Origin of the sequence: Rhizobium sp. BK112 (assembly GCF_014193215.1) — a bacterium.
Classification (GTDB): domain Bacteria; phylum Pseudomonadota; class Alphaproteobacteria; order Rhizobiales; family Rhizobiaceae; genus Rhizobium; species Rhizobium anhuiense.
The window spans coordinates 188,176-209,802 of the sequence record NZ_JACHYZ010000008.1 but is presented as its reverse complement, the minus strand read 5'-3'; the positions used below and the strand labels follow the sequence as shown (position 1 = coordinate 209,802).

General features: G+C 61.2%; 24 protein-coding genes and 2 pseudogenes. 10 read left to right on the top strand and 16 right to left on the bottom strand.

Annotation, left to right across the window (positions count from 1 at the left end; translation table 11 throughout):
• Positions 1 to 73: 73 nt before the first annotated feature.
• The 5 genes from FHT75_RS22225 to FHT75_RS22205 all read right to left on the bottom strand — a co-directional run bounded on the left by FHT75_RS22225 (position 74) and on the right by FHT75_RS22205 (position 3,828).
• Complete coding sequence (locus FHT75_RS22225) at positions 74 to 412, bottom strand: integration host factor subunit alpha (protein ID WP_047616420.1); 339 nt, start codon at positions 410 to 412, stop codon at positions 74 to 76.
• Positions 413 to 518: 106 nt separating this feature from the next.
• Positions 519 to 1,490, bottom strand: coding sequence for a beta-ketoacyl-ACP synthase III (locus FHT75_RS22220; RefSeq protein WP_047616630.1), 972 nt, complete (start codon positions 1,488 to 1,490; stop codon positions 519 to 521).
• Between the two features lie 20 nt (positions 1,491 to 1,510).
• On the bottom strand, positions 1,511 to 2,557 hold the full coding sequence (gene plsX / locus FHT75_RS22215; protein ID WP_047616628.1) for a phosphate acyltransferase PlsX: 1,047 nt from the start codon (positions 2,555 to 2,557) through the stop codon (positions 1,511 to 1,513).
• A 99-nt stretch (positions 2,558 to 2,656) separates the two neighbouring features.
• Positions 2,657 to 3,211, bottom strand: a complete 555-nt coding sequence (locus FHT75_RS22210; protein WP_047616418.1) for a YceD family protein — start codon at positions 3,209 to 3,211, stop codon at positions 2,657 to 2,659.
• A gap of 11 nt (positions 3,212 to 3,222) precedes the next feature.
• Positions 3,223 to 3,828, bottom strand: coding sequence for a ubiquinol-cytochrome C chaperone family protein (locus FHT75_RS22205; RefSeq protein WP_052213390.1), 606 nt, complete (start codon positions 3,826 to 3,828; stop codon positions 3,223 to 3,225).
• A gap of 187 nt (positions 3,829 to 4,015) precedes the next feature.
• On the opposite strand from FHT75_RS22205, the gene FHT75_RS22200 reads away from it, so the two are divergent.
• Positions 4,016 to 4,549 carry an outer membrane protein assembly factor BamE gene (locus tag FHT75_RS22200; protein WP_047616416.1) on the top strand — a complete coding sequence of 178 codons (534 nt, stop codon included), beginning with the start codon at positions 4,016 to 4,018 and terminating at the stop codon, positions 4,547 to 4,549.
• Between the two features lie 68 nt (positions 4,550 to 4,617).
• On the opposite strand, the gene FHT75_RS22195 is transcribed toward FHT75_RS22200, so the two are convergent.
• The 3 genes from FHT75_RS22195 to ribH all read right to left on the bottom strand — a co-directional run bounded on the left by FHT75_RS22195 (position 4,618) and on the right by ribH (position 7,896).
• Positions 4,618 to 6,756, bottom strand: a complete 2,139-nt coding sequence (locus tag FHT75_RS22195; RefSeq protein ID WP_047616414.1) for a sodium-translocating pyrophosphatase — start codon at positions 6,754 to 6,756, stop codon at positions 4,618 to 4,620.
• Positions 6,757 to 6,954: 198 nt separating this feature from the next.
• Entirely contained in the window at positions 6,955 to 7,437 is a 483-nt protein-coding gene (nusB, locus tag FHT75_RS22190) for a transcription antitermination factor NusB (protein ID WP_018241520.1), read from the bottom strand.
• A gap of 3 nt (positions 7,438 to 7,440) precedes the next feature.
• Positions 7,441 to 7,896, bottom strand: coding sequence for a 6,7-dimethyl-8-ribityllumazine synthase (gene ribH / locus FHT75_RS22185; RefSeq protein WP_004674116.1), 456 nt, complete (start codon positions 7,894 to 7,896; stop codon positions 7,441 to 7,443).
• Positions 7,897 to 8,241: 345 nt separating this feature from the next.
• Here ribH and FHT75_RS22180 point away from each other — a divergent pair, with 345 nt between their 5' ends.
• From FHT75_RS22180 to FHT75_RS22170, 3 genes are all read left to right on the top strand, one after another.
• Positions 8,242 to 8,601 (top strand): hypothetical protein, encoded by a 360-nt coding sequence (locus tag FHT75_RS22180; protein ID WP_047616410.1) that lies wholly within the window; start codon positions 8,242 to 8,244, stop codon positions 8,599 to 8,601.
• A gap of 209 nt (positions 8,602 to 8,810) precedes the next feature.
• Positions 8,811 to 9,314: a cupin domain-containing protein gene (locus FHT75_RS22175; RefSeq protein WP_183845216.1), complete on the top strand. Its 504-nt coding sequence runs from the start codon at positions 8,811 to 8,813 to the stop codon at positions 9,312 to 9,314.
• A gap of 26 nt (positions 9,315 to 9,340) precedes the next feature.
• Positions 9,341 to 9,856 carry a GNAT family N-acetyltransferase gene (locus FHT75_RS22170; RefSeq protein WP_063474277.1) on the top strand — a complete coding sequence of 172 codons (516 nt, stop codon included), beginning with the start codon at positions 9,341 to 9,343 and terminating at the stop codon, positions 9,854 to 9,856.
• A gap of 183 nt (positions 9,857 to 10,039) precedes the next feature.
• On the opposite strand, the gene FHT75_RS22165 is transcribed toward FHT75_RS22170, so the two are convergent.
• The 7 genes from FHT75_RS22165 to FHT75_RS22135 form a co-directional block, all read right to left on the bottom strand.
• Positions 10,040 to 10,657 carry a riboflavin synthase gene (locus FHT75_RS22165; RefSeq protein WP_063474276.1) on the bottom strand — a complete coding sequence of 206 codons (618 nt, stop codon included), beginning with the start codon at positions 10,655 to 10,657 and terminating at the stop codon, positions 10,040 to 10,042.
• Complete coding sequence (ribD, locus tag FHT75_RS22160; protein ID WP_063474275.1) at positions 10,657 to 11,895, bottom strand: bifunctional diaminohydroxyphosphoribosylaminopyrimidine deaminase/5-amino-6-(5-phosphoribosylamino)uracil reductase RibD; 1,239 nt, start codon at positions 11,893 to 11,895, stop codon at positions 10,657 to 10,659. The genes FHT75_RS22165 and ribD overlap by 1 nt, the downstream gene beginning before the upstream one ends.
• A 3-nt stretch (positions 11,896 to 11,898) precedes the next feature.
• Positions 11,899 to 12,375, bottom strand: a complete 477-nt coding sequence (gene nrdR, locus FHT75_RS22155) for a transcriptional regulator NrdR (RefSeq protein WP_003547190.1) — start codon at positions 12,373 to 12,375, stop codon at positions 11,899 to 11,901.
• A gap of 9 nt (positions 12,376 to 12,384) precedes the next feature.
• On the bottom strand, positions 12,385 to 13,683 hold the full coding sequence (gene glyA, locus FHT75_RS22150; protein WP_018447470.1) for a serine hydroxymethyltransferase: 1,299 nt from the start codon (positions 13,681 to 13,683) through the stop codon (positions 12,385 to 12,387).
• A 216-nt stretch (positions 13,684 to 13,899) separates the two neighbouring features.
• Positions 13,900 to 15,201: a murein L,D-transpeptidase gene (locus FHT75_RS22145; RefSeq protein WP_047616400.1), complete on the bottom strand. Its 1,302-nt coding sequence runs from the start codon at positions 15,199 to 15,201 to the stop codon at positions 13,900 to 13,902.
• A 439-nt stretch (positions 15,202 to 15,640) separates the two neighbouring features.
• Complete coding sequence (gene ldtR, locus FHT75_RS22140; RefSeq protein ID WP_003547156.1) at positions 15,641 to 16,156, bottom strand: transcriptional regulator LdtR; 516 nt, start codon at positions 16,154 to 16,156, stop codon at positions 15,641 to 15,643.
• A 128-nt stretch (positions 16,157 to 16,284) separates the two neighbouring features.
• Positions 16,285 to 16,722 carry a DUF6163 family protein gene (locus FHT75_RS22135; RefSeq protein ID WP_063474274.1) on the bottom strand — a complete coding sequence of 146 codons (438 nt, stop codon included), beginning with the start codon at positions 16,720 to 16,722 and terminating at the stop codon, positions 16,285 to 16,287.
• 230 nt (positions 16,723 to 16,952) lie between these two features.
• On the opposite strand from FHT75_RS22135, the gene hemB reads away from it, so the two are divergent.
• The 6 genes and pseudogenes from hemB to FHT75_RS22105 all read left to right on the top strand — a co-directional run bounded on the left by hemB (position 16,953) and on the right by FHT75_RS22105 (position 21,038).
• Positions 16,953 to 17,966 carry a porphobilinogen synthase gene (gene hemB, locus FHT75_RS22130; protein ID WP_063474273.1) on the top strand — a complete coding sequence of 338 codons (1,014 nt, stop codon included), beginning with the start codon at positions 16,953 to 16,955 and terminating at the stop codon, positions 17,964 to 17,966.
• Positions 17,967 to 18,057: 91 nt separating this feature from the next.
• On the top strand, positions 18,058 to 18,516 hold the full coding sequence (locus FHT75_RS22125; protein WP_047616624.1) for an RDD family protein: 459 nt from the start codon (positions 18,058 to 18,060) through the stop codon (positions 18,514 to 18,516).
• A gap of 218 nt (positions 18,517 to 18,734) precedes the next feature.
• Positions 18,735 to 19,511, top strand: coding sequence for an arginyltransferase (locus tag FHT75_RS22120; protein ID WP_063474272.1), 777 nt, complete (start codon positions 18,735 to 18,737; stop codon positions 19,509 to 19,511).
• Positions 19,512 to 20,396: a DMT family transporter gene (locus tag FHT75_RS22115; protein WP_063474271.1), complete on the top strand. Its 885-nt coding sequence runs from the start codon at positions 19,512 to 19,514 to the stop codon at positions 20,394 to 20,396.
• Between the two features lie 57 nt (positions 20,397 to 20,453).
• A pseudogene (locus FHT75_RS22110) lies at positions 20,454 to 20,672 on the top strand (AbrB/MazE/SpoVT family DNA-binding domain-containing protein); the annotation flags it as partial.
• An 11-nt stretch (positions 20,673 to 20,683) separates the two neighbouring features.
• Positions 20,684 to 21,038: pseudogene (locus tag FHT75_RS22105) on the top strand (type II toxin-antitoxin system death-on-curing family toxin).
• Here the strand turns inward: FHT75_RS22105 and FHT75_RS22100 are convergent.
• Entirely contained in the window at positions 21,022 to 21,480 is a 459-nt protein-coding gene (locus FHT75_RS22100; RefSeq protein ID WP_063474270.1) for an SRPBCC domain-containing protein, read from the bottom strand. The pseudogene FHT75_RS22105 and the gene FHT75_RS22100 sit on opposite strands and share 17 nt — an antisense overlap.
• Positions 21,481 to 21,627: the final 147 nt, after the last annotated feature.

Below are 21,627 nucleotides of genomic sequence, written 5' to 3'. Positions count from 1 at the left end.
ATGTCTCGACGTTGCGCACAACGTTGGACAGTGCGAAAGCAAAAAACGCTGCTTAGAAACGGGAAGCCGATGATCAGGGAGCCGGATTCTGCGGCTTCAGCTTGATCTTGCGAGCGACATGCGCCTTGAGGATGCGCGTCTTCAACACGTTCGACGCCTTGAAGGTCATGACACGGCGCGGGGAAATCGGAACCTCCTCGCCGGTCTTCGGGTTGCGGCCGATCCGCTCGTTCTTGTCGCGCACCTGGAAAGTGGCAAAGGAGGAAAGCTTGACGGTTTCACCGCGCACGATCGCATTGCAGATCTCGTCGATGACGGTTTCGACGAGTTCGGCAGATTCGGTCCGGGAAAGCCCGACCTTTCGGAAAACGGATTCCGCCAGGTCTGCTCGCGTCACTGTTTTTCCGGTCATGGTTTCCCCGCCCACTACAAACTATTTTGTGAAATCGCACGAAGAGTATTTGTCTTGCGCCTTACGGTCAAGCTCTTGTTCGCCGCCAGTTTTTTAGGATTCCTGCCTACCAGCGCAGCAGAACGGCGCCCCAGGTAAAGCCGCCGCCCATCGCTTCGAGCATCACCAGGTCGCCCTTCTTGATGCGGCCGTCGCCGGCAGCGGTCGCCAGTGCGAGCGGGATCGAGGCGGCCGACGTGTTGCCGTGCAGGTCGACGGTTACGACGACTTTCGCCGCGTCGATGTTCAGCTTCTTCGCCGAACCATCGATGATGCGTCGATTGGCCTGGTGCGGCACCAGCCAGTCGAGATCATCGGCAGTAGTGCCGGTCGAATCGAAAGCCGCCTGAATGACATCGGTGATCATGCCGACGGCATATTTGAAGACCTCACGGCCTTCCATGCGCAGCTTGCCGACAGTGCCGGTCGTCGACGGTCCGCCATCGACATACAGCTTTTCCTTATGCGAGCCGTCGGAACGCAGATGCGCGGTCAGCACGCCGCGGTCGGCAACGGTGCCCTCGCCTTCGGTCGCTTCGAGTATGATCGCGCCGGCGCCATCGCCGAAAAGCACGCAGGTGGTGCGGTCGTTCCAGTCGAGAATGCGCGAAAAAGTTTCGGCGCCGATGACGAGAACGCGCTTGGCAAGCCCGCCGCGGATATAGGCATCTGCTGTGGTGACCGCATAGACGAAACCGGTGCAGACGGCCTGGACGTCGAAGGCGAAGCCGTGGCTCATGCCGAGACGGTTCTGGATGTTGACCGACGTTGCCGGAAAGGTGTTGTCCGGCGTCGAGGTGGCGCAGATGATGAGATCGATGTCGGCGGGCGTCAGACCGCCATTGGCAAGGGCTGCACGCGCGGCGGCCTCGCCGAGCGACGCCGTCGTTTCGTCATCACCGGCGATATAACGCTGGCGGATGCCGGTGCGCTGGACGATCCATTCGTCGGATGTGTCGACGATCGCCTCCATGTCACCATTGGTCATCACGCGCTTCGGAAGTGCGGCTCCGAACCCGCGAACCACTGAACGGATCATATTTGACTGAACCCTATCGCTCATGCCGCTTCCGGGCCCATTGGGGGCAGCCGTTTGGCATGATATTTCTTAAGATCGTTTTCTATTTTCTGATTGAGGCCGTTCTTGGCCATGTCGTAGCCGACTTCGATGGCGGCTGCGATGCCTTCGGCATTCGCTCCGCCATGGCTCTTGATGACGATACCGTTCAGGCCGAGAAACACGCCGCCATTGACCTTGCTCGGATCGAGCTTCTCACGAAGCATGTCGAAGGCGCTTTTGGCAAAGAGGTAGCCGATGCGGGCGAGCAGCGTGCGCGACATGGCGGCACGCAGATATTCGCCGATCTGCTTGGCGGTGCCCTCGGCGGTCTTGAGTGCGATGTTGCCGGAGAATCCTTCGGTGACGACCACGTCGACCGTGCCCTTGCCAAGGTCGTTGCCCTCGACAAAGCCGGAATATTCGAGCGAATCGATATTGGCCTCGCGCAACAGCCGGCCGGCTTCCTTGACCTCCTCCTGGCCCTTCATCTCCTCGACACCGACGTTCAGAAGGCCGATCGTCGGGCGTTCGACTTCGAACAGCGCGCGCGCCATGGCGCCACCCATCAGGGCGAAATCCATCAGCTGCTGCGCATCGGCGCCGATCGTCGCACCGACGTCCAGGACGATGCTCTCGCCCTTCAGCGTCGGCCAGATCGCAGCGATCGCCGGGCGCTCGATATTGGCCATGGTGCGCAGACAGAACTTCGCCATCGCCATCAGCGCCCCGGTATTGCCGGCTGAGACCGCGACATCGGCCTCCCCCGTCTTCACCGCCTCGATCGAACGCCACATGGTGGAGATATAGCGGCCGCGGCGCAGCGCCTGGCTCGGCTTCTCATCCATAGCAACGGCAAGTTCGCAATCGTGAAAGAGCGATTTTTCTTTGAGTTTCGGAAACTTGGCGAGAACCGGATCGCACTGTTCCTTGAGACCGTAGAAAACGAAGGAAATATCCGGATGCCGATCCAGCGCCTTGGCGGCGCCGGGGATGACAACCTGGGGACCAAAGTCGCCACCCATGAGGTCGAGAGATATTCTGATCACGCGTCCCTGATCCTTCTTTTCGCCGAGGGGCGAAATTTCGGCCAAAATACCGGTTTTGGCGTCGCTTACAACTGAATTGTGTCAAATGCCAGAGACGCTTCAGTCCTTTTTCCAGTCCTTGAGGACCGCGAAAGCGGAGGGTTTTTTATCGTCCTCGCCGCTATCCTCGATATGACCTGAGAATTCGATACCCTCCTTGCGCGGATAGGGATCAATCGCCAAAGCGGCGAATTCTGCAACCACCTCGCCGGCATCGATCGTATCGCCGACAAAGGTTTCGGGCAGATCGGGACCGTCGGGATCGAGCAGCATCTCGCCGGCGTCGCTGCCGGGCTGGCGCGCAAGCTTGGAGCCCTCCGGCACGAAGATCTGCTCGAAGCTCTCATCGATGGCGGATTCGACCGGTTCCAGCGTCACGACGCAGGACTGGACGATCTTCGCCTGCACGCGGCCCTTGATGCGCACGCCGTCGCGCTTCCAGCGGGCAATCTGCAGATCGGCGCTGAGATCGTCGACGGAAACGACGTTCCAGGTCTTGGCAAGCGCCGTGAGTTCGCTGGCGTCGGCCTCGACATGGACCTCGACGGGGTTGGCCGAAATATGGCCGACCTTGACATGATAGGAGAAGGGAACATCGTCCCGATCATTCTTCATCGTTTCCTCCTTCAGGCAACCGGTGGGCTGGCGACCGGCGGAAGCGTTGCCGAGCCGGTGGCGATCACCTCTTCGGCTAGAGCGGACAGATGCGCTTCCGCGGTGATCATCCATCCGGCGAGGCCGGACATATCGGCCGGCGCTTCGGTTTCGGGGTAGATATTGCGTTGAAGAGCAAGAGCCAGGGCTTCGGCATCGCCGGTGTCCATCGCCTTCGAATAGGCTTCGAGCCGGCCGTAAAACATGCCGGCAAGCTTCTTCATGCGCTTCGGCACGCTGTTGTCGCCGATGCCGAGCTCGCGGATCGAATAGTCGATATCCTGGAAGAAGGCGTCGACGATCTCCTGGGCGATCTCCTGACCGCTGGTGGCGGAAGCGCGCGTGCGGCGAAAAAACAGAATCATGGTGATCGACAGCATCTCGAAACGGCCCATGACCGTATCGGGCACATTGAGCTGCTCGTAGAGTTCCGGCATGCGCGCGGCCGCCGCCAAGGCCGCATATTGCCTGTCGACGATCGCCTGATTGTTGTTTTTCTTACGGAAGAGCCCGAAGATCATTGTTTTTTCCGGAAATGCCTCATTCTTCATGCCGGCTGGCGTCTGGCCTTGTTGCATGATTTCGAAAGCTGGTTTACCGAAGCAGGCGCGAATTGCAATGCTGATCGTGGCCAGTTTCGGGACAATGCCTTCAATGCGTCTACGAAGCGAATTCGGGACATTCGACTCGGAATGGCCACAATGGTTTTGCAGGAGGAAAGCGTGCAAGGCCCAAAATGGCTGCTATCGACACTCAAGGGAGTAGATGTCGTTGAAGAAACGGTATTTCAAGTCTGACATGAAATTCTTCAGCAGTGCGGCCATTGCCTTCATAATCGCCTCCACATCAGCTCTTTCCGGCTGCCAAACCAGCACCGTGCTCAACGGCGGTTATGTCGCCGACCAGCAGTCGCTGAACCTCGTTCCGGAGGGTTCAAGCCGCGAGCAGGTGCTGCTGTCGCTCGGCACCCCCTCGACGACGGCGACCTTCGACGGCGAAGTCTTCTATTATATCTCGCAGCGACGCACGCGTGCCGTCGCCTTCCAGAAGCTGAAGGTCGTCGACCAGAGCGTTCTGGCAATCTATTTCGACAAGGACAACGTCGTCAGCCGCCGTGCCAACTATACGCTGCAGGACGGCAAGGTGTTCGACACGATCGGACGCGTCACGCCGACCGGCGGCAAGGAACTCACCTTCCTGCAGCAGATGCTCTCCGGCGGCAGCGCCGCGAGTGCTGCCCGCAGCCTGTTCGGCGGCGGTGCGGGAGGTACGCCGCAGAACCCAAGCAGCCTGCGCTGATCGGACATACCTCATACGAAAAACCCGCCGGATCGCTCCGGCGGGTTTTTTAATGGTCTCTGATCTGTCTAGCCAGCAAGAACGGCGAGCAGCAGAAGTGCGACGATATTGGTGATCTTGATCGCCGGGTTGACGGCGGGGCCGGCGGTATCCTTGTAGGGATCGCCGACCGTATCGCCGGTGACGGAGGCCTTGTGCGCATCCGAACCCTTCATGTGACGCACGCCGTCCTTGTCGACGAAACCGTCCTCGAAGCTCTTCTTGGCATTGTCCCAGGCGCCACCGCCCGATGTCATCGAGATGGCGACGAAGAGGCCGTTGATGATGACGCCGAGCAGCGATGCGCCGAGCGCGGCAAAGGCGGAAGCCTTGGAGCCGGAGATGAGCAGCACGCCGAAATAGACGACGATCGGCGCCAGCACCGGCAGCAGCGACGGCACGATCATCTCGCGGATGGCGGCCTTGGTCAGAAGGTCGACGGCCCTGCCGTAATCCGGCTTTTCCGTGCCCTGCATGATGCCGGGCTTTTCCTTGAACTGACGGCGGACTTCCTCGACGATCGCGCCGGCCGCACGGCCGACGGCGGTCATGGCAATGCCGCCGAAGAGGTAGGGAACGAGACCTCCGAAGATCAATCCCGCCACGACGTAGGGGTTGGAAAGATCGAAGGAAATTTCGCCTATGCCCGCGAAATAAGGGAACTTGTCGCCATTCGCCGCAAAATATTTGAGGTCGTAGGAGTAGGCGGCGAAGAGAACCAGTGCGCCGAGACCGGCGGAACCGATGGCATAACCCTTGGTGACGGCTTTGGTCGTATTGCCGACAGCATCGAGCGCGTCGGTGGATTTGCGCACCTCCGGCGGCAGATGCGACATTTCGGCGATACCGCCGGCATTGTCCGTCACCGGTCCGAAGGCGTCGAGCGCGACGATCATCCCGGCAATGCCCAGCATCGCCGTGACCGCAATGCCGGTGCCGAACAGGCCGCCGAGCTGGTAGGTGGCGAGAATGCCGCCGACGATGACAATCGCCGGCAGTGCCGTCGATTCCAGCGAGACGGCCAGACCCTGGATGACGTTGGTGCCGTGACCGGTGACCGAGGCCTGGGCGATCGAAACGACCGGGCGCTTGCCGGTGCCTGTATAATATTCGGTGATCACCACGATCAGCGCGGTGACGACGAGGCCGATGACGCCGCAGAAGAAGAGGTGCGCGCCCGAGATATCGGCGCCGCCGACGGAGCCGATCGAGCCCCAGCCGATGGTCAGCGAGGTGGCAGCGCCGAGACCGACGATCGACAGCAGGCCGGTGACGATGAGGCCCTTGTAAAGAGCGCCCATGATCGAGCCGTTCGCACCGAGCTTGACGAAGAAGGTGCCGATGATCGAGGTGATGATGCAGGCACCGCAGATCGCCAGCGGATAGACCATCGCAGACTGGAGGATCGGCGCGCCGGCAAAGAAGATGGCGGCGAGAACCATGGTGGCGACGACCGAGACCGCATAGGTCTCGAAGAGGTCGGCGGCCATGCCGGCGCAGTCGCCGACATTGTCGCCGACATTATCGGCAATCGTTGCCGGGTTGCGCGGATCGTCTTCGGGAATGCCGGCTTCCACCTTGCCGACGAGGTCGCCGCCGACGTCGGCGCCCTTGGTGAAGATACCGCCACCGAGACGGGCGAAGATCGAGATCAGCGAAGCGCCGAAGCCGAGCGCCACCAGCGCATCGATGACTTCGCGCGAGCCGCTCTCATGGCCGAGCCCGATGGTCAAAATAGTGTAGTAGATGGAGACGCCGAGCAGCGCCAGACCGGCCACCAGCATGCCGGTGATCGCACCCGACTTGAAGGCGATGTCGAGGCCAGCGGAAAGGCTGATGGAGGCTGCCTGGGCGGTGCGCACATTGGCGCGGACGGAGACATGCATGCCGATGAAACCGGCAGCGCCTGATAGTACGGCGCCAATCAGGAAACCGATGGCGGCCGTGGCGGAAAGAAGCAGCCAGGCTGCGATGAAAACAACAACGCCGACAAGGGCAATGGTTCTGTACTGGCGCGTCAGATAGGCTTGAGCGCCTTCGCGGATGTAACCCGCGATCTCCTGCATGCGGCTATTGCCCTGATCGGCGGCAAGCACCGACCGGGTTGCCCAGGCGGCATAGACCACCGAGAGCAGACCGCATGCGATTACGCATAAAAGAATGGTCATTTCGCTCGTTCCTCCCATAGGCCGGAGATCACTCCTTCTCCGGCAGATACGCCGCCGAATCGCCTTCCTCTCCACAGAAATGCCACAGCTAAGCGGTGCGGAGATTGCGTGGTCGATCACGTTGCGTCAAGACCGCAACGGGCGAAAACCATTGCAGTGCGAAGAAAGACGCAGGGAGATTGTTTGGCGGCTAAGGAGTTATTTCTTCGCCTCGCCGCGGACCTGCTTGGCGATGCGGTCGAGCACGGCGTTGACAAGCTTCGGCTCGTCGTCGTCGAAGAAGGCCTGGGCGATCTCGACATATTCGGTGACGATGACCGCCACGGGAACGTCCTTGCGGTCGGTGATCTCGAAGACGCCGGCGCGCAGAATGGCGCGCACGGTGCTGTCGAGGCGCGACAAGGCCCAATCATCCTGCAGGGCCGCGGCAATCAGCGGATCGAGGCGGACCTGATCGCGCACGACGCCGGAGACGATGGAACGGAACCAGGCGGCATCGGCCTTCAGATAGGTCGCGCCGTCGAGTTCCTGGCCAAGACGGTGCGCCTCGTATTCGGCGACGATTTCCAGAACGCCGGTGCCGCCGACATCCATTTGATAAAGTGCCTGAACGGCAGCAAGACGGGCAGCGCCCCGCTGGTTTGCAGTCTTGACCGGCCGTTCCGTCTTGTCGTCGTTCATTCGTTATGCACCCAGTTTCTGCTTCAGCTCGATCATCGTCAGAGCTGCACGAGCGGCAAATCCGCCCTTATCCTTATCCGAGCGGCGCGCGCGCGCCCATGCCTGTTCATCGTTTTCGACGGTCAGGATGCCGTTGCCGATGGCAAGGGACTCGCTGACCGCAAGATCCATCAAGGCGCGCGAGGATTCGTTCGACACGATATCGAAGTGATAGGTCTCGCCGCGAATGACCATGCCGAGGGCGACATAGCCGTCATAATGCGTGCCGCCATTGTCGTCTCCATCGAGCGACATGGCAATCGCCGCCGGAATTTCCAGTGCGCCGGGAACGGTGACCACCTCGAAGGTGGCGCCGGCTTCTTGCAATGCGAAGGTCGCGCCTTCGAGCAGGGCGTCGGCCATGTCGTCGTAGAAGCGGGCCTCAACGATCAAAATATGGGGAGCGGTCTCTCTCGGCATGGTTCACCTTCGGTTGGCGGGACATTTCCCACTCGGCAGCCCGCGGTCAAAACATGCCTTCGTCCGAATGGCAAGCAATTTCGCCCGATGCCCCAATGCCAAAGAAGAAATATCTGCAAGGGGATAGCCGCGTCCTGCCTGCACTGCTGGGCAAGCCTTTCAAATCAGCTTTCCCGGATGCCTTGAAAACGGCAATTCGAAGGCGGTTTTCATGAACAATTCTTAATGGATTTTCAGTGGCTTAACCCATTGAATCGCGAAGGGGGCGACGCCAATTCCATGTCGTGACGCAGACGATCCCCTGCAACGACAGTCGACCGTCAAAGCAGATGAAAGGATACCATCATGAACCGCGTTGTCACCATCACCCTCGCCGCAGCCCTGTCCTCGCTCGCATTTGCCGGCGTCAGCCGGGCCGAAAGCCTTGGAATGAACACGGCCCAGGGCATCGAACAGACACTCCGGACCTTCCACGGCAATGATTTCAATGTCGAGCAGGTCCATAACTGGCGCAATCTCGACGACGAAACGACCGGTCCGCGCTCGGCGCCGGAACGCTCCGGTCAGGCCGTTCGCGGCATCCAGGCCTCGATCGACGCCAACAGATCGCTGGCCCACCGGCTCAACAATGAAGGCGTCGACGTCCGCAACATCGTCAACGCCGAGCAGGCAGCCGACGGAAGCTTGACCTTCTACGTCCGCTGACGCTCCAGCGCATACCCCCGAGATCGGAATCGATCTTCGGGGGTATGCGTGGGTTGAAGTGATCGAGCGTCCCTAGCGTGTTCCATTCCATGCGCGGCCGCTCACAGCATGGGCGGCGGTCTCCTCTCCGCCCATGCCGGGGATTTCCGAGATAGGCATTGAATTTTCCGGCGCGATGATAGTTTCTCTTCCTGCAACAGGAGAACATCATGGCGATGGAACCGAAGGCGGTGATCAATACCGCCGATCTCAAGCTCGACCATTGGAAACAGGGCGAGTTCTATGAAAGCGTCGACACCTCGTTCGGCACGCTTCTCGGCCTCGTCGGACTCGGCGTCAGCTACAACGAGGTACCGCCAGGCAAGTCGGGCTGTCCCTTCCACAATCATCATGTCGAAGACGAACTCTTCCATATAATCGCAGGCACCGGCGAATACCGCTTCGGCGACGCGCGCCATCCGATCAGGGCGGGCGACGTGCTCGGCGCGCCGGCTGGCGGGCCGGAAACGGCGCACCAAATCATCAACACCGGCACGACGACGCTTGTCTATCTCGGCATCTCGACGATGGCGAAGACCGAGATCGTCGAATATCCCGATTCCGGAAAGTTCCTTGCCAAGACCAACAGGGACGGCACAAAAGCCGGGCGCTTCCGCCACATCGGACGGCCGGAAGGTGATCTCGATTATTGGGACGGCGAGCCCGGCGCCTGAGGGCGCGATTTCCATAAGGACCTGATGTGACCGACATTCCGACCTTCGAAACGGCGCGGCTGACGATGCGCCCTCACCGCCTCGACGATTTCGAGGCGCATGCGGCATTATGGGCAAACGAGGACGTCGTTCGCTTCATCACCGGCGTGCCATCGACGCGCGAGCAGAGCTGGAGCCGCATGCTGCGCCTCGCCGGCATGTGGCATCATATGGGCTTCGGCTTTCTGGCGATCATCGAAAAAGAGAGCGGCCGGTTCATCGGCGAAGCGGGCTTCCTCGAAGCCCGCCGCGAGATGGAACCGTCGATCGAAGGGACGATGGAAGTCGGCTGGGCGCTGATGCCCTTAGCACACGGCCGCGGTTATGCCACCGAGGCGCTGGCAATCCTGATCGGCTGGGCGGAGGTGCATTTCCCAGGAAAACCAATGAGCTGCATCATCAGCCCCGAGAATGAGGCTTCGTTGCGGGTGGCAGCCAAGCTCGGTTTTCGCGAGACGGCGCGGACGCAATACAATGGCGAGATTATTCAGTTTTCGCGGTAGCGGCCCCTCATCCGCCTGCCGGCACCTTCTCCCCGTAAACGGGGCGAAGGGAATATGCGGCGACCTCTCCGTCCTTCGCCGGCGTCTCGCATGGCACGTCCCCTCGCCCCGCTTTTACGGGGGTCCGAAGGACGGGGCGATACGAGTGGCTCGACCCCGGCAGGTTAGGGTGAGGGGCACATTTCAGGCTGAGGCGCTGGGGAATTCGGCCAGCCGGGCGGCGTAACGCGCCATGGTATCAACCTCGAAATTGACGAAATCGCCGGCCTTGCGGTCGCCCCAGGTGGTGACTTCGAGCGTATGGCGGATGAGCAGCACGTCGAAATCCGTGCCGTCGACCGCATTGACCGTCAGCGAGGTGCCGTCGAGTGCGATCGAACCCTTGGGGGCGACGAATTTTGCGAGGTGTCCGGGCGCACGCAGGCGGTAGCGCGTGGCGTCACCCTCCGATGTCACCGAGAGGATTTCCGCCTTGCCGTCGACATGGCCGGAAACGATATGGCCGCCGAGCTCATCGCCGATCTTCAGCGACCGTTCGAGATTGATGCGGCTGCCTTCCCGCCAGGTGCCGATCGTCGTCAGCCGGAGCGCCTCCTCCCAGGCCTCGACCTCGTACCAGCGGCCGTTGCTGCCTTCGGCCGGCAGGGCGGTGACGGTCAGGCAGATGCCGGCATGCGAGATCGAGGCGCCCATGTCGATGGTCGCGGGATCATAGGCGGTCGCGACCCGCAGGCGGATGCCTTCCTTCAACGGGGAAACGGATTCGACCGTGCCGACATCGGTGACTATTCCGGTGAACATCAAAACCCTCTTTCATATTCGTCCAGGCGATCTTCGCCGAACATCCGCGTGCCCCTATGGGCAAAACCCGATGGTATGTCGGTTGCATCAAGCGGCGATTCAATACCGCGCTGGCCGATAACGACAGGCGCCTGATAAAGCTGGATACGGTCGACGAGGCCAGCCTCGAGGAAAAGCCGCGCCGTCTTTGCGCCGCCCTCGACCAGAAGCGAGGAAATACCGCGTGTTGCGAGTGCCGGCAGCAGGATTTCCGGATGGTAAGGATTGCAATAGACGATCTCGACGCCGGCGGCTTCGAGTGCGGCGCGGCGCGAGTCCATGTCGGTAGCGTCTGTGGGTGGGGTACCGCCTTCTGCCCTGCCGGAGTACCGGGGCCGAGCCACAGGTCTCGACCCGTCCTTCGGACCCCCCACAGGTGGGGAGGTGTCCGGCAGGATAGAGGGGGGTAGCCCCTCCGCATCCGCCGACAAAGGCCACACTTCCTCACTCGCCACCACGATGACAGGCACGTCCCGCGCCGTCAGGGCGAGCTTGCTGGTCAGCGGCAATGCCAGGGTGGGATCGAGAACGATGCGGATCGGGGACTGGGCTTCGAGACCTGGTGTTCGCACCGTCAGCAGCGGATCGTCCGCAATCGCCGTGCCGATGCCGACGAGGATCGCATCGGTTTCGGCGCGCAGCGCATGCACCTGCGCGCGGGCAAGCGGGCCGGTGATTGCCACCTGTCCCTCCCCCTGACGGCCGACCATGCCGTCGGCGGAAACGGCAAGCTTGAGAGTCACATAGGGCCGGTTCTTCGTCTGGCGGGTGAGATAGGCGGCAATCGAACGCCGGCCCTCTTCCTCCAGAGCACCGGCATCCACCTGTATGCCGGCTTCACGCAGCATGGCGATGCCGCGGCCCGAGACACGCGGATCTGGATCGGTGACGCTGATGACGACGCGGCCAACGCCAGAGGCGATCAGCGCCTCGGAACAGGGCGGCGTCTTGCCGTGATGCGAGCAAGGTTCGAGCGTCACATAGGCGGTGGCGCCGCGGGCGAGCGCGCCGGCTTCAGCCAGCGCCTGCGTCTCGGCATGCGGGCGGCCCCCGAGCGCCGTCACCGCCCGGCCGACGATGACGCCATCCCTGACGATCACGCATCCGACGGAGGGGTTGGTAGCGGTGCGGCCGAGATGCCAGCGCGACAGGCGGATCGCCGCCGCCATGAAACGTTCGTCATGCGGCGTGATGCTCATGGCTCACCTGTCCAGCGGGTCGCGGGCAATCTTGGCGTTGATTTCCGAAATGACCTTCTCGAAATCCTCGGCAAGCGAGAAATCCCGATAGACCGAGGCGTAGCGCACGAAGCCGACATCATCGAGGCTCTTCATCGCCTCCAGCACCTGCAGGCCGATCTGCTCGGAAGAGATCTCGGTTTCGCCGGAGCTTTCAAGCCGGCGGACGATGCCGGAGACGGCGCGCTCGATCCGATCCCGCTCGACCGGGCGCTTGCGTAGCGCCACCTCGAAAGAGCGCACCAGCTTGTCGCGGTCGAATGGCACCTTGCGGCCGGTCTTCTTGATGACCATCAGCTCGCGCAGCTGCACGCGCTCGAAGGTGGTGAAGCGACCGCCGCAATCCGGACAGATGCGCCGCCGGCGGATGGAGGTGTTGTCCTCCGCCGGGCGCGAATCCTTGACCTGAGTATCTTCCGAACCGCAATAGGGGCAGCGCATCCCTACTCCTTATCCCATGTAGCCATACATGGGGAAGCGGTCGGTGAGATTGACCACCTTGCCGCGCACGGCGGCTTCGACGGCGGCATTGCCTTCATCGGAATTGGCGACCTTCAGGCCGTCGAGAACCTCGACAATGAGATTGCCGATTTCGCGGAATTCCGCTTCCTTGAAGCCACGGGTGGTGCCGGCCGGTGCGCCCAGGCGCACACCCGAGGTGACGAAGGGCTTTTCCGGATCGAAGGGAATGCCATTCTTGTTGCAGGTGACGTAGGCACGGCCGAGCGCTGCCTCGGCGCGCTTGCCGGTGGCGTTCTTCTTGCGCAGGTCGACCAGCATCAGGTGGTTGTCGGTGCCGCCGGAGACGACGTCGAGGCCGCCTGATATCAGCGTTTCAGCGAGCGCCTTGGCATTCTTGACGACCTGAGCGGCATAATCCTTGAATTCCGGCTGCAGTGCCTCGCCGAAGGCAACGGCCTTGGCGGCGATGATGTGCATCAGCGGACCACCCTGCAGGCCGGGGAAAACGGCCGAATTGAACTTCTTGGCCAGATCCTCGTCATTGGTGAGGATGACGCCGCCGCGCGGGCCGCGCAGCGACTTGTGGGTCGTCGTCGTCGCGACATGGCAATGCGGGAACGGCGACGGATGAACGCCACCGGCGACGAGGCCGGCAATATGGGCCATGTCGACCATCAGATAGGCGCCGACGCTGTCGGCGATCTCGCGGAAGCGCTTCCAGTCCCAGATGCGGGAATAGGCAGTGCCGCCGGCGATGATGAGCTTCGGCTTGGTTTCTTCGGCCTTGCGGGCGACCTCATCCATGTCGAGCAGGTTATCGCCTTCGCGCACGCCGTAGGAAACGACGTTGAACCACTTGCCGGACATGTTGACCGGCGAACCATGCGTGAGATGGCCGCCCGAATTCAGGTCGAGACCCATGAAAGTGTCGCCGGGCTGCAGGAGCGCCAGGAACACGGCCTGGTTCATCTGCGAACCGGAATTCGGCTGGACGTTGGCGAAATTGACGCCGAACAGCTTCTTGGCGCGCTCGATCGCCAGTTCCTCGGCGATATCGACGAACTGGCAGCCGCCGTAATAACGCTTGCCGGGATAACCCTCGGCATATTTGTTGGTCATGATGGAGCCCTGGGCTTCCAACACGGCGCGGGAGACGATGTTCTCAGAAGCGATCAGTTCGATCTCGTGCCGTTGGCGACCGAGCTCCTTTCCGATCGCGCTGAAAATGTCCGGATCGACGTCCGCAAGCGAGCGATTGAAGAAGGATTCGGTGGAAGCATTGGTCATGGGCGGGCTCCTCAACTGGAATGCGCTGAGGTATTAGCCTTCCGCTGTGGCAAGGGCAATACGAAGAACGACATTTGCTGAGCAAAGCGCGCGCTCACGCTCTTTTCCGGCCGCGCCGCGCCGATGCCTGGCGGCCATTTTATGGAGAGCCCCTCCCGGCATAAAAAAACCGCGCCCGAAAGCGCGGTTCTCAAATTGCGATGCAGAGCTTGCCGCTTACTGAACCGGCTGTTCCATGCCAGCCGTGGTGTCGAGCGCCAGCTCGGCATTGCCGTCCATCTGATAGATGTCGTCACGGAACTGGACGATGCCGTCGGGCATGCCCCAGGCAGAGATATAGACGAAGTAAACCGGAACTTCCGCCGCGAGTTTGATCGGCGTGTTGACGCCGGTGGCGATCACCTGCTCCATCTGCTGGCGGCTCCAGCCGGGGGTCTCGCGCAGCAGCCAGTTGGTCAGGTCGCGCACGTTCTGCACGCGGACGCAGCCCGAGGATTCGAAGCGCATCAGCTTGTTGAACAGGCCCTGCTGCGGCGTGTCGTGCATATACTCGCCGTTCTTGTTGTAGAAGTTGATCTTCGTCGACGCCATGGCGTTGATCTTGCCGGGGTCCTGTCGGAACATCAGGTTCGGCGCCTCGCCGTTCCAGTCGACGGTTTCGGGGGCGACTTCGTTGCCCTTGCCGTCGATCAGGCGGATGGCGTTCTTTTCGAGATAGGTCGGATCCTTGCGCATCAGCGGCATGATGTCCTTCTCGACGATCGAGCGCGGCGCCGTCCAGTAAGGATTGAGGATGACCTCGTAGATCTTCGAATTGACCAGATGCGTCGGGCGGCTCAAGCGGCCGACGACCGCGGTGTGACGCGTCGCGACACTGCCGTCTTCGACGGCCTCGACATAGGCCGCCGGAATATTGACCATCAGGTGACGGCGGCCCAAGTCCTCGGGGAAGGTCTGCAGACGGACGACATTGGTGTTCAGCTGCTGCAGGCGAACATCGGCGGGGATGTTCATCGCCTTCAGGGTGAATTCGCCGAGAACGCCATCGGCCGGCAGTCCGTGACGCGCCTGGAAGCGCTTGACGGCGCCGTCGACATAGGAATCGAAGGCGTTGGACAGGCCGGCCTCGCGCGGCAGATCGCCGGTGATCGCGAGACGCTGGCGCAGCGCCTGGACGGCGGGAGAGCTGACGCCGAGCTGCAGGCGCTGGTCACCGGGATTGACCTCGGGCCAGCCGCCGGCTGCGGCGATCTGCTGATACTGCATGATTGCCTGCTGGGCGCTCGCGACCGATTGGGGCCCGAGGATCGGCGTGTTGGAAACCATGGCGGTCGCCGTGCGCGACGCCGCCTTGGCGTCGAACTGGTCGTCCCAGTTGCCGCGGCGCGGCGCGTTGATCAGCGTATCGAGCGCCGATTGCGCAAATGCCGGCGCCGCGATCGCGCTGGCGCCAACCGTTGCCGCGGACGCAAGGAAAGCGCGGCGAGAGAGAGCTTCAATTCCGTTTTTCTTCGACATAGTCCCAACCACTCAATGCCGCCATAAGAACAAGCCGCGGCTCTTTGCGAAATCACTGCGCTTTAACGCAGATCCCTGTCCATTCGTTGTCCCGGCGTATCAAAAAACTCCGCCTCCCCCATCACAAGATTGCGATGAGAAAGCCTGAACTCTGATCGGTCCATTGAAAGCGCCGGTTGTTAAGCCTTCCGCTGCCACACCAATATGGCCAATTCGTGTTGCCAGGTCGGCAGAAGGACTGTCGGCTGCCGGGAACACGACGCAACGAACCATATGACGGGGTAAACCGTGCCGGTTAATAACGGCTAAAAAACGGCTTGAATACCGGGCTTTGCGCTTGTCTGCCCTGCGTTGCAAAGATGCCACGCGGATCAAACGGCAAATCGGACGTGCAGGGAACACGTCCGATTTTCTGCAACCCTGAAAGGAGGTCCGGGTTTTAGAGACGATAGAGGATCTGATCGTTCCAGAAACGGTCCAGACGCTGGAGCAGCTTGTTCATCTGGGTGAACTCGTCGGTGCCGATGCCGCCGACCTTGTCGATCGAGGCGATGTGGCGTTCGTAGAGCTTGGCCACCGTTTCGGCGATGTCCTGGCCAGTTTCGGTCAGGCTGATGCGGACCGATCGGCGGTCGATGCGGGAGCGCTGGTGGTTGATGAAGCCGAGATCGACCAGCTTCTTGACGTTGTAGGAAACGTTGGAGCCGAGATAGTAGCCACGCGAGCGCAGCTCGCCGGCGGTCAGCTCGGAATTGCCGATGTTGAAAAGGAGCAGCGCCTGAATGGCGTTGACGTCGCTGCGACCCTGACGGTCGAATTCGTCCTTGATGACGTCGAGAAGACGACGGTGCAGACGTTCAACGAGATGAAGGGATTCCATGTAAAGATCACGGATGTCATGATCCTGCTGGTCACGGAAGGTCGATACCGCCTGCGGCTTGATTTTCGTATTCATATTGACTGCCTCACTGTTTGTTTGGCGGTGTGTTTTCTTCCCGCCTTGAGTGAGACCCTATCGAATACATATAAAATTCGACTTAAACCGCAGGCTTAACGGAGCCTTACCGGTAACTCCACGTTGTCTCAGGGTAAATCAACGCTTACCTGGCGGCGATGCCGGCGCTTTTCCAGCCACAGCAGCAGGCGGAAAATCCAGTAAACGACGGCGACCATGACATGCAGCAGGATGATCAGCTGGTTGGGGCCGAAAATATCGGGCAGCAGGCCATACATCAGGATCTGCCCGCCGGCAGCGAGCACCCAGATCACCGGTCCCCAGGAAACGGTGAGCCAGAGACCGAGGGAGGCAACGGGGAAAAGCACCGCGAGACTGGTGCTCGCCACCTTCCATGGCAGGCTCAAAAGATCGAAGCGGCCGGCGCCGACCAGCGAATAGCCGACGAGCATCGCCCAATATTGCAGGCCGAACCAGAAGCAGGAGACGGCAACCAGCCTCAGGAAGAGAATGAAGAGGATATCCGCCAGCGTGCGTTTCGGTATCGTCGGGGAATCGGTTTCCATAGCGCAGACATCGGTTTGGGGTTGCATCTTCACAAAGGCGCCCGCGCATCAGACAAGACGGGCTGAGGACGCTCTATCACATTGCGTTGGCGCATAACCCTGAAAATCGACTCCAAATTTCGCGGTTATGCGCCGGAGGTTTTCCGCCGCGGCCAATCGTCCGGTTTGGATTTTCCGGGCGCCATGATAATGAGCGCTCGGATAAATGGAATGGGCTTGGGACAGATATCATGCAGGACAGGACTCATCTCGTCGACGAGATCACCGGCCATCGCCGCATGCGGCGCAACCGCAAGGCGGATTGGACACGCCGGCTGGTGCAGGAGAACCGGCTGACGGTCGACGACCTGATCTGGCCGATCTTCATCGTCCCGGGTTCCGGCATCGTCGATCCGATCCCGGCCATGCCCGGCGTCAACCGGATGAGCATCGACAAAGCCGTGGAAGCCGCGCGTGAAGCGGCCGGCCTCGGCATTCCGGCACTTGCCACCTTTCCGAATATCGAGATGGAATTGCGCGACGAGACCGGCTCGAACAGCCTCGAAGCCAACAATCTGATCAACCAGGCGACGGCAGCGATCAAGAAGGCGGTGCCCAATATCGGCGTCATCACCGACGTCGCGCTCGATCCCTTCACCAGCCATGGCCATGACGGTATTCTCAGAGACGGCGAAATCGTCAATGACGAAACGGTCGACCAGGTGGCGCGCGCCGCCGTGATGCAGGCGGATGCCGGCGCAGACATCATCGCACCGTCGGAGATGATGGACGGGCGTATCGGCGCGATCCGCATGGCGCTCGATGCGGCCGGCCACCAGAACGTCGGCATCATGAGCTATGCGACGAAATTCGCCTCCGCCTTCTACGGTCCCTATCGCGAGGCGATCTCGACGGGCGGGCTGCTGAAAGGCGACAAGAAGACCTATTATCTCGACCCCGCCAACGGCACCGAGGCAGTCCGCGACGCGGCCCTCGACGTCGAGGAAGGCGCCGACATGCTGATGGTCAAGCCCGGCCTGCCCTATCTCGATATCTGCTGGCGGATAAAGGAGGCCTTCGGCTTGCCGACCTTCGCCTACCAGGTTTCCGGCGAATATACGCAGATCAAGGCTGCGGCGATGAACGGCTGGATCGACGGCGAGCGGGCGATGCTCGAAACGCTGCTGTCGTTCAAGCGGGCAGGATGCGACGGCATCCTCACCTATTTCGCGGTCGAGGTGGCGAGGATTCTCGCGAAGCGGTGATTTCAAGCAGATTGGCGATTTGGGGGCAGATTATTGCATTTTGCCCTGCCGATACCATATCAGCGGCATCGTTTTTCCGCAGGAGATTGAGATGAGCTACAACCCCAATCCGCTTTATGCCGCACCGGAGGACTGGCGCGCCTATAGCGGCGTGTTGAGCCGCCGTGTCCTCGCCTTCATCCTCGATTACGTCATCGTGGCGCTGCTCTGCATTCCCGCGGCGATCGTACTGTTCTTCCTGTCGATCGTCACGCTGGGGCTCGGCTTCTTTCTCTACCCTGCCCTCTTCGTCATCGTCGCCGGCATTTACTTCGGCCTGACGGTGGGCGGACCGAGCCAGGCCTCGCTCGGCATGCGCGCCATGGGAATCGCAATCGTGCGCGTCGATGGGCGGCCGATGGATTTCATGACGGCGATCGTGCATCTGGCGCTGTTCTGGATCCTCAACTCGGTGCTGACGCCGCTCATCCTGCTGGCCGGCCTGTTCATCGAGCGCAGCCGTCTCGTCCACGACCTGCTGGTCGGCACGGCAACGGTGCGCACAGCCTGAGACCCTGGCTCAGAGCCTCATTGCAACTTTGGGCTTTTTGGGAGGGCGGAGACGAAATAAAGTCTCCGCCTTGCCTTTGCCGGGAACTTCGGACGCTCCATATCTAAAATTAGAAGACTGAAATGAAGGGCGAAACCCGCCCCGCTGTTGACGTTTTCTATTCTTAGGTCATGCTGTCTGAAAACGGCACTGTCTCGACAAGGAAATTTCCGCGACAAATGAATACGCAGACCACGCCATCCCCGCAGTTTTATCTGACGGCTCCGGCTGCGTGTCCATATTTGCCGCATGAGATGGAGCGCAAGGTGTTCACCCATCTGGTCGGCCCGCGTGCCGCCGAGATGAACGACATCCTGACGCAGGGCGGTTTCCGCCGCTCGCAGAACATCGCCTACCGCCCGGCCTGCGAATCCTGTCGCGCCTGCGTTTCCGTGCGCATTCTCGCCCAGGAATTCGAGCCGACGAAATCGATGAAGCGGGTGCTTGCCGCCAATTCCGACGTCATGGCCACTGAATTCCCCGCCCAGCCTTCCAGCGAGCAATATTCGCTCTTCCGGCGTTATCTCGATTTTCGCCACCAGCAGGGCGGCATGTCCGACATGACCGTGCTCGACTATGCGATCATGGTGGAAGACACGCACGTGAATACGAGAATCATCGAATACCGCCGGCGCGAGGAAGGCTCCGGACTGGAGCAGCGGCCGAAGGGCGAACTGCTTGCCGCAGCGCTGACCGATACGATGAGCGACGGGCTGTCGATGGTCTATTCCTATTTCAATCCGGCGCTCGATCGGCGTTCGCTCGGCACCTTCATGATTCTCGACCATATCAGGCGCACGAAAGCGCTGGGACTGCCGCACGTCTATCTCGGCTACTGGGTTCAAGGGTCGCGGAAAATGGACTACAAGACGCGCTTCCAGCCGCAGGAGCATCTGACGCCGCGCGGCTGGGAACGTTTCGATCCCGCCTCCATGCCCGAAAGCACCCACGACTGAATGTTCCCCACCGCTCTTTCCGATCATCGGAAGGGTCTGCTGCTGACGGCGATCGGCGGGCTGGCGCTTTCGATGGATATCCCGCTCGTCCGTCTTGGCAATGGCGACATCTGGTCGATCCTGGGAATACGAAGCGCAGCAACGATTCTTGCGACGCTCGTCATCCTTGGAGCAATGCGCCTTGCCTCGGGCAAATGGCCGGTCCTCATTCCTGGGCGAGCAGGCCTATTCGCCGGCCTGCTTTACGGCCTCTCCTCCCTCACCTTCGTGCTTTCAGTCTTCAATACGGCCACAGCCAATGTCGTCTTCATCGTCGCCTTCAACCCGATGTTCGCTGCCCTGCTTTCCTGGATTTTCCTGAAGGAGAAGCCGCAGGCCGCGACGCTGATCGCCATGCTGTTCATGATCTTCGGCGTCGGGCTGATCGTGCGCGAAGGGCTTGCGAGCGGCCATATTTTTGGCGACGCCATGGCGCTTCTCAGCGCGCTTATTCTTGCCGCAGCCATCACCATCGGACGTGGCTCGCGCCGGGAAATGGGCTTCGTGCCGCTGCTTGCCGCCATCCTGCCGGCCGCCCTCGGCCTCGCGCAAGCTCTGCCCTTGGGATTTTCCATCGCCCATCCCGGCTGGATCCTCTTGAATGGCGCCATCATGATGCCGGTCGCCTTCTGGTGCCTTGCAACGGGGCCGCGTTATCTTTCCGCGCCTGAAGTCGGCATGTTCTATCTGCTGGAGACCGTGCTCGCGCCGATCTGGGTTTGGCTGATCTTCGCCGAAACGCCGGCGGCGATGACGCTGGTCGGCGGCGGCATCCTGGTGACGGCGATCGCCGGGCATTGCTTCTGGATGGTGCGGGAGAAGAGCATCAGGCAACCAGCGGAATAGGACGTTGCCGCCGGATCGGACCGATGTTGTAACTCCGTTATTACAGGGGATAAAATGATGAAGGGCACAATCCGCAAGGTCGGCAATTCCCAGGGCGTTATTATCCCTAAAGAGGTACTGCAGCGGCTGGGCTTGAGCCGCGGCGACAGCCTCGAATTGCGAGAGGTCGAGGGTAATATTCGGCTCGTGCCGGAATCGGCGGACCTTGCCGAGCAAGTGCGGGCAGCCCGCATCGGCATGGAAAAATATCGAGTGGCGCTCCGCGAATCCGCCAGGCGATTGAAAATATGCATGACGAGCAGATCGCCGAGCACGGCGGTCTGTCTGGCCTCCGGGATGCCAACGCATTGGAAACCAGTTTGGCACGGCCGCTCGACAAGGCGGCACATGGCGAAACCGATATCTTCGTATTCGCCGCAGCCTATCTCTACGCCATTGTTAGAAACCACCCATTCAAGGATGGAAACAAGCGTACCGGCTATCTCGCGGCGTTTACGTTTCTATATCAACCGCTACGTCATCAATGCCGATAACGCGCAGGTTATTGCATTTGTACTCGACGTCGCCGCCGGCGAGATCGACGAGGAAGGCGCGACCCGCTTCCTTCGGGATTTCAGCATAGCGCTCAACCCGTCGCCTTGAACTGCTGCTGCTCCAGTTCCCTGCCAAGCCCCTCGATCACATGCGCCCAGCCTTGCCGGGTCTTTTCCTCGTGTTCGGCCCATTCGGCGCACATTTCGTGGGTCAACGTCAGGCGGCTGCCGCCGCCAAGAGGCTCGATCTCGATTTCGACGCGGTCGCAATTGTGATCATGCTCCTCGACGGAGAAGCTGAAGACCATGCGTCGTGGGCGCTTCAGTTCCAGGAAGACTCCCTGGTGGAAGGCGTCGCCGGTCGGGCGGCGGTCGACCACGAAGAAACGGCCGCCGACATGCGGATCGATCTCAGCGCGGATGACATGGCCATCATCGGTGGCAAACAGGAAGCGGCGGGCGATTTCGGGATTGAGCCAGGCGTCGTAGACGACAGCAGGCGGCACCCCGTAGGTGCGGCTGACATGCAATTTGATGGTGCTGGCGGGCATCGATTTTCCTCCGGTAGTGCGCGCACACTCCTTCCGTGCGCGGCCTGCGGCCATTCCGTCCGCCTCCGGAGCCGGCCTTTCATATTTTTGGTAACAGCAATGAGATAGAGGAGTTGCCGCGCCCGCCAAGAGACAAGCGCGGAATTT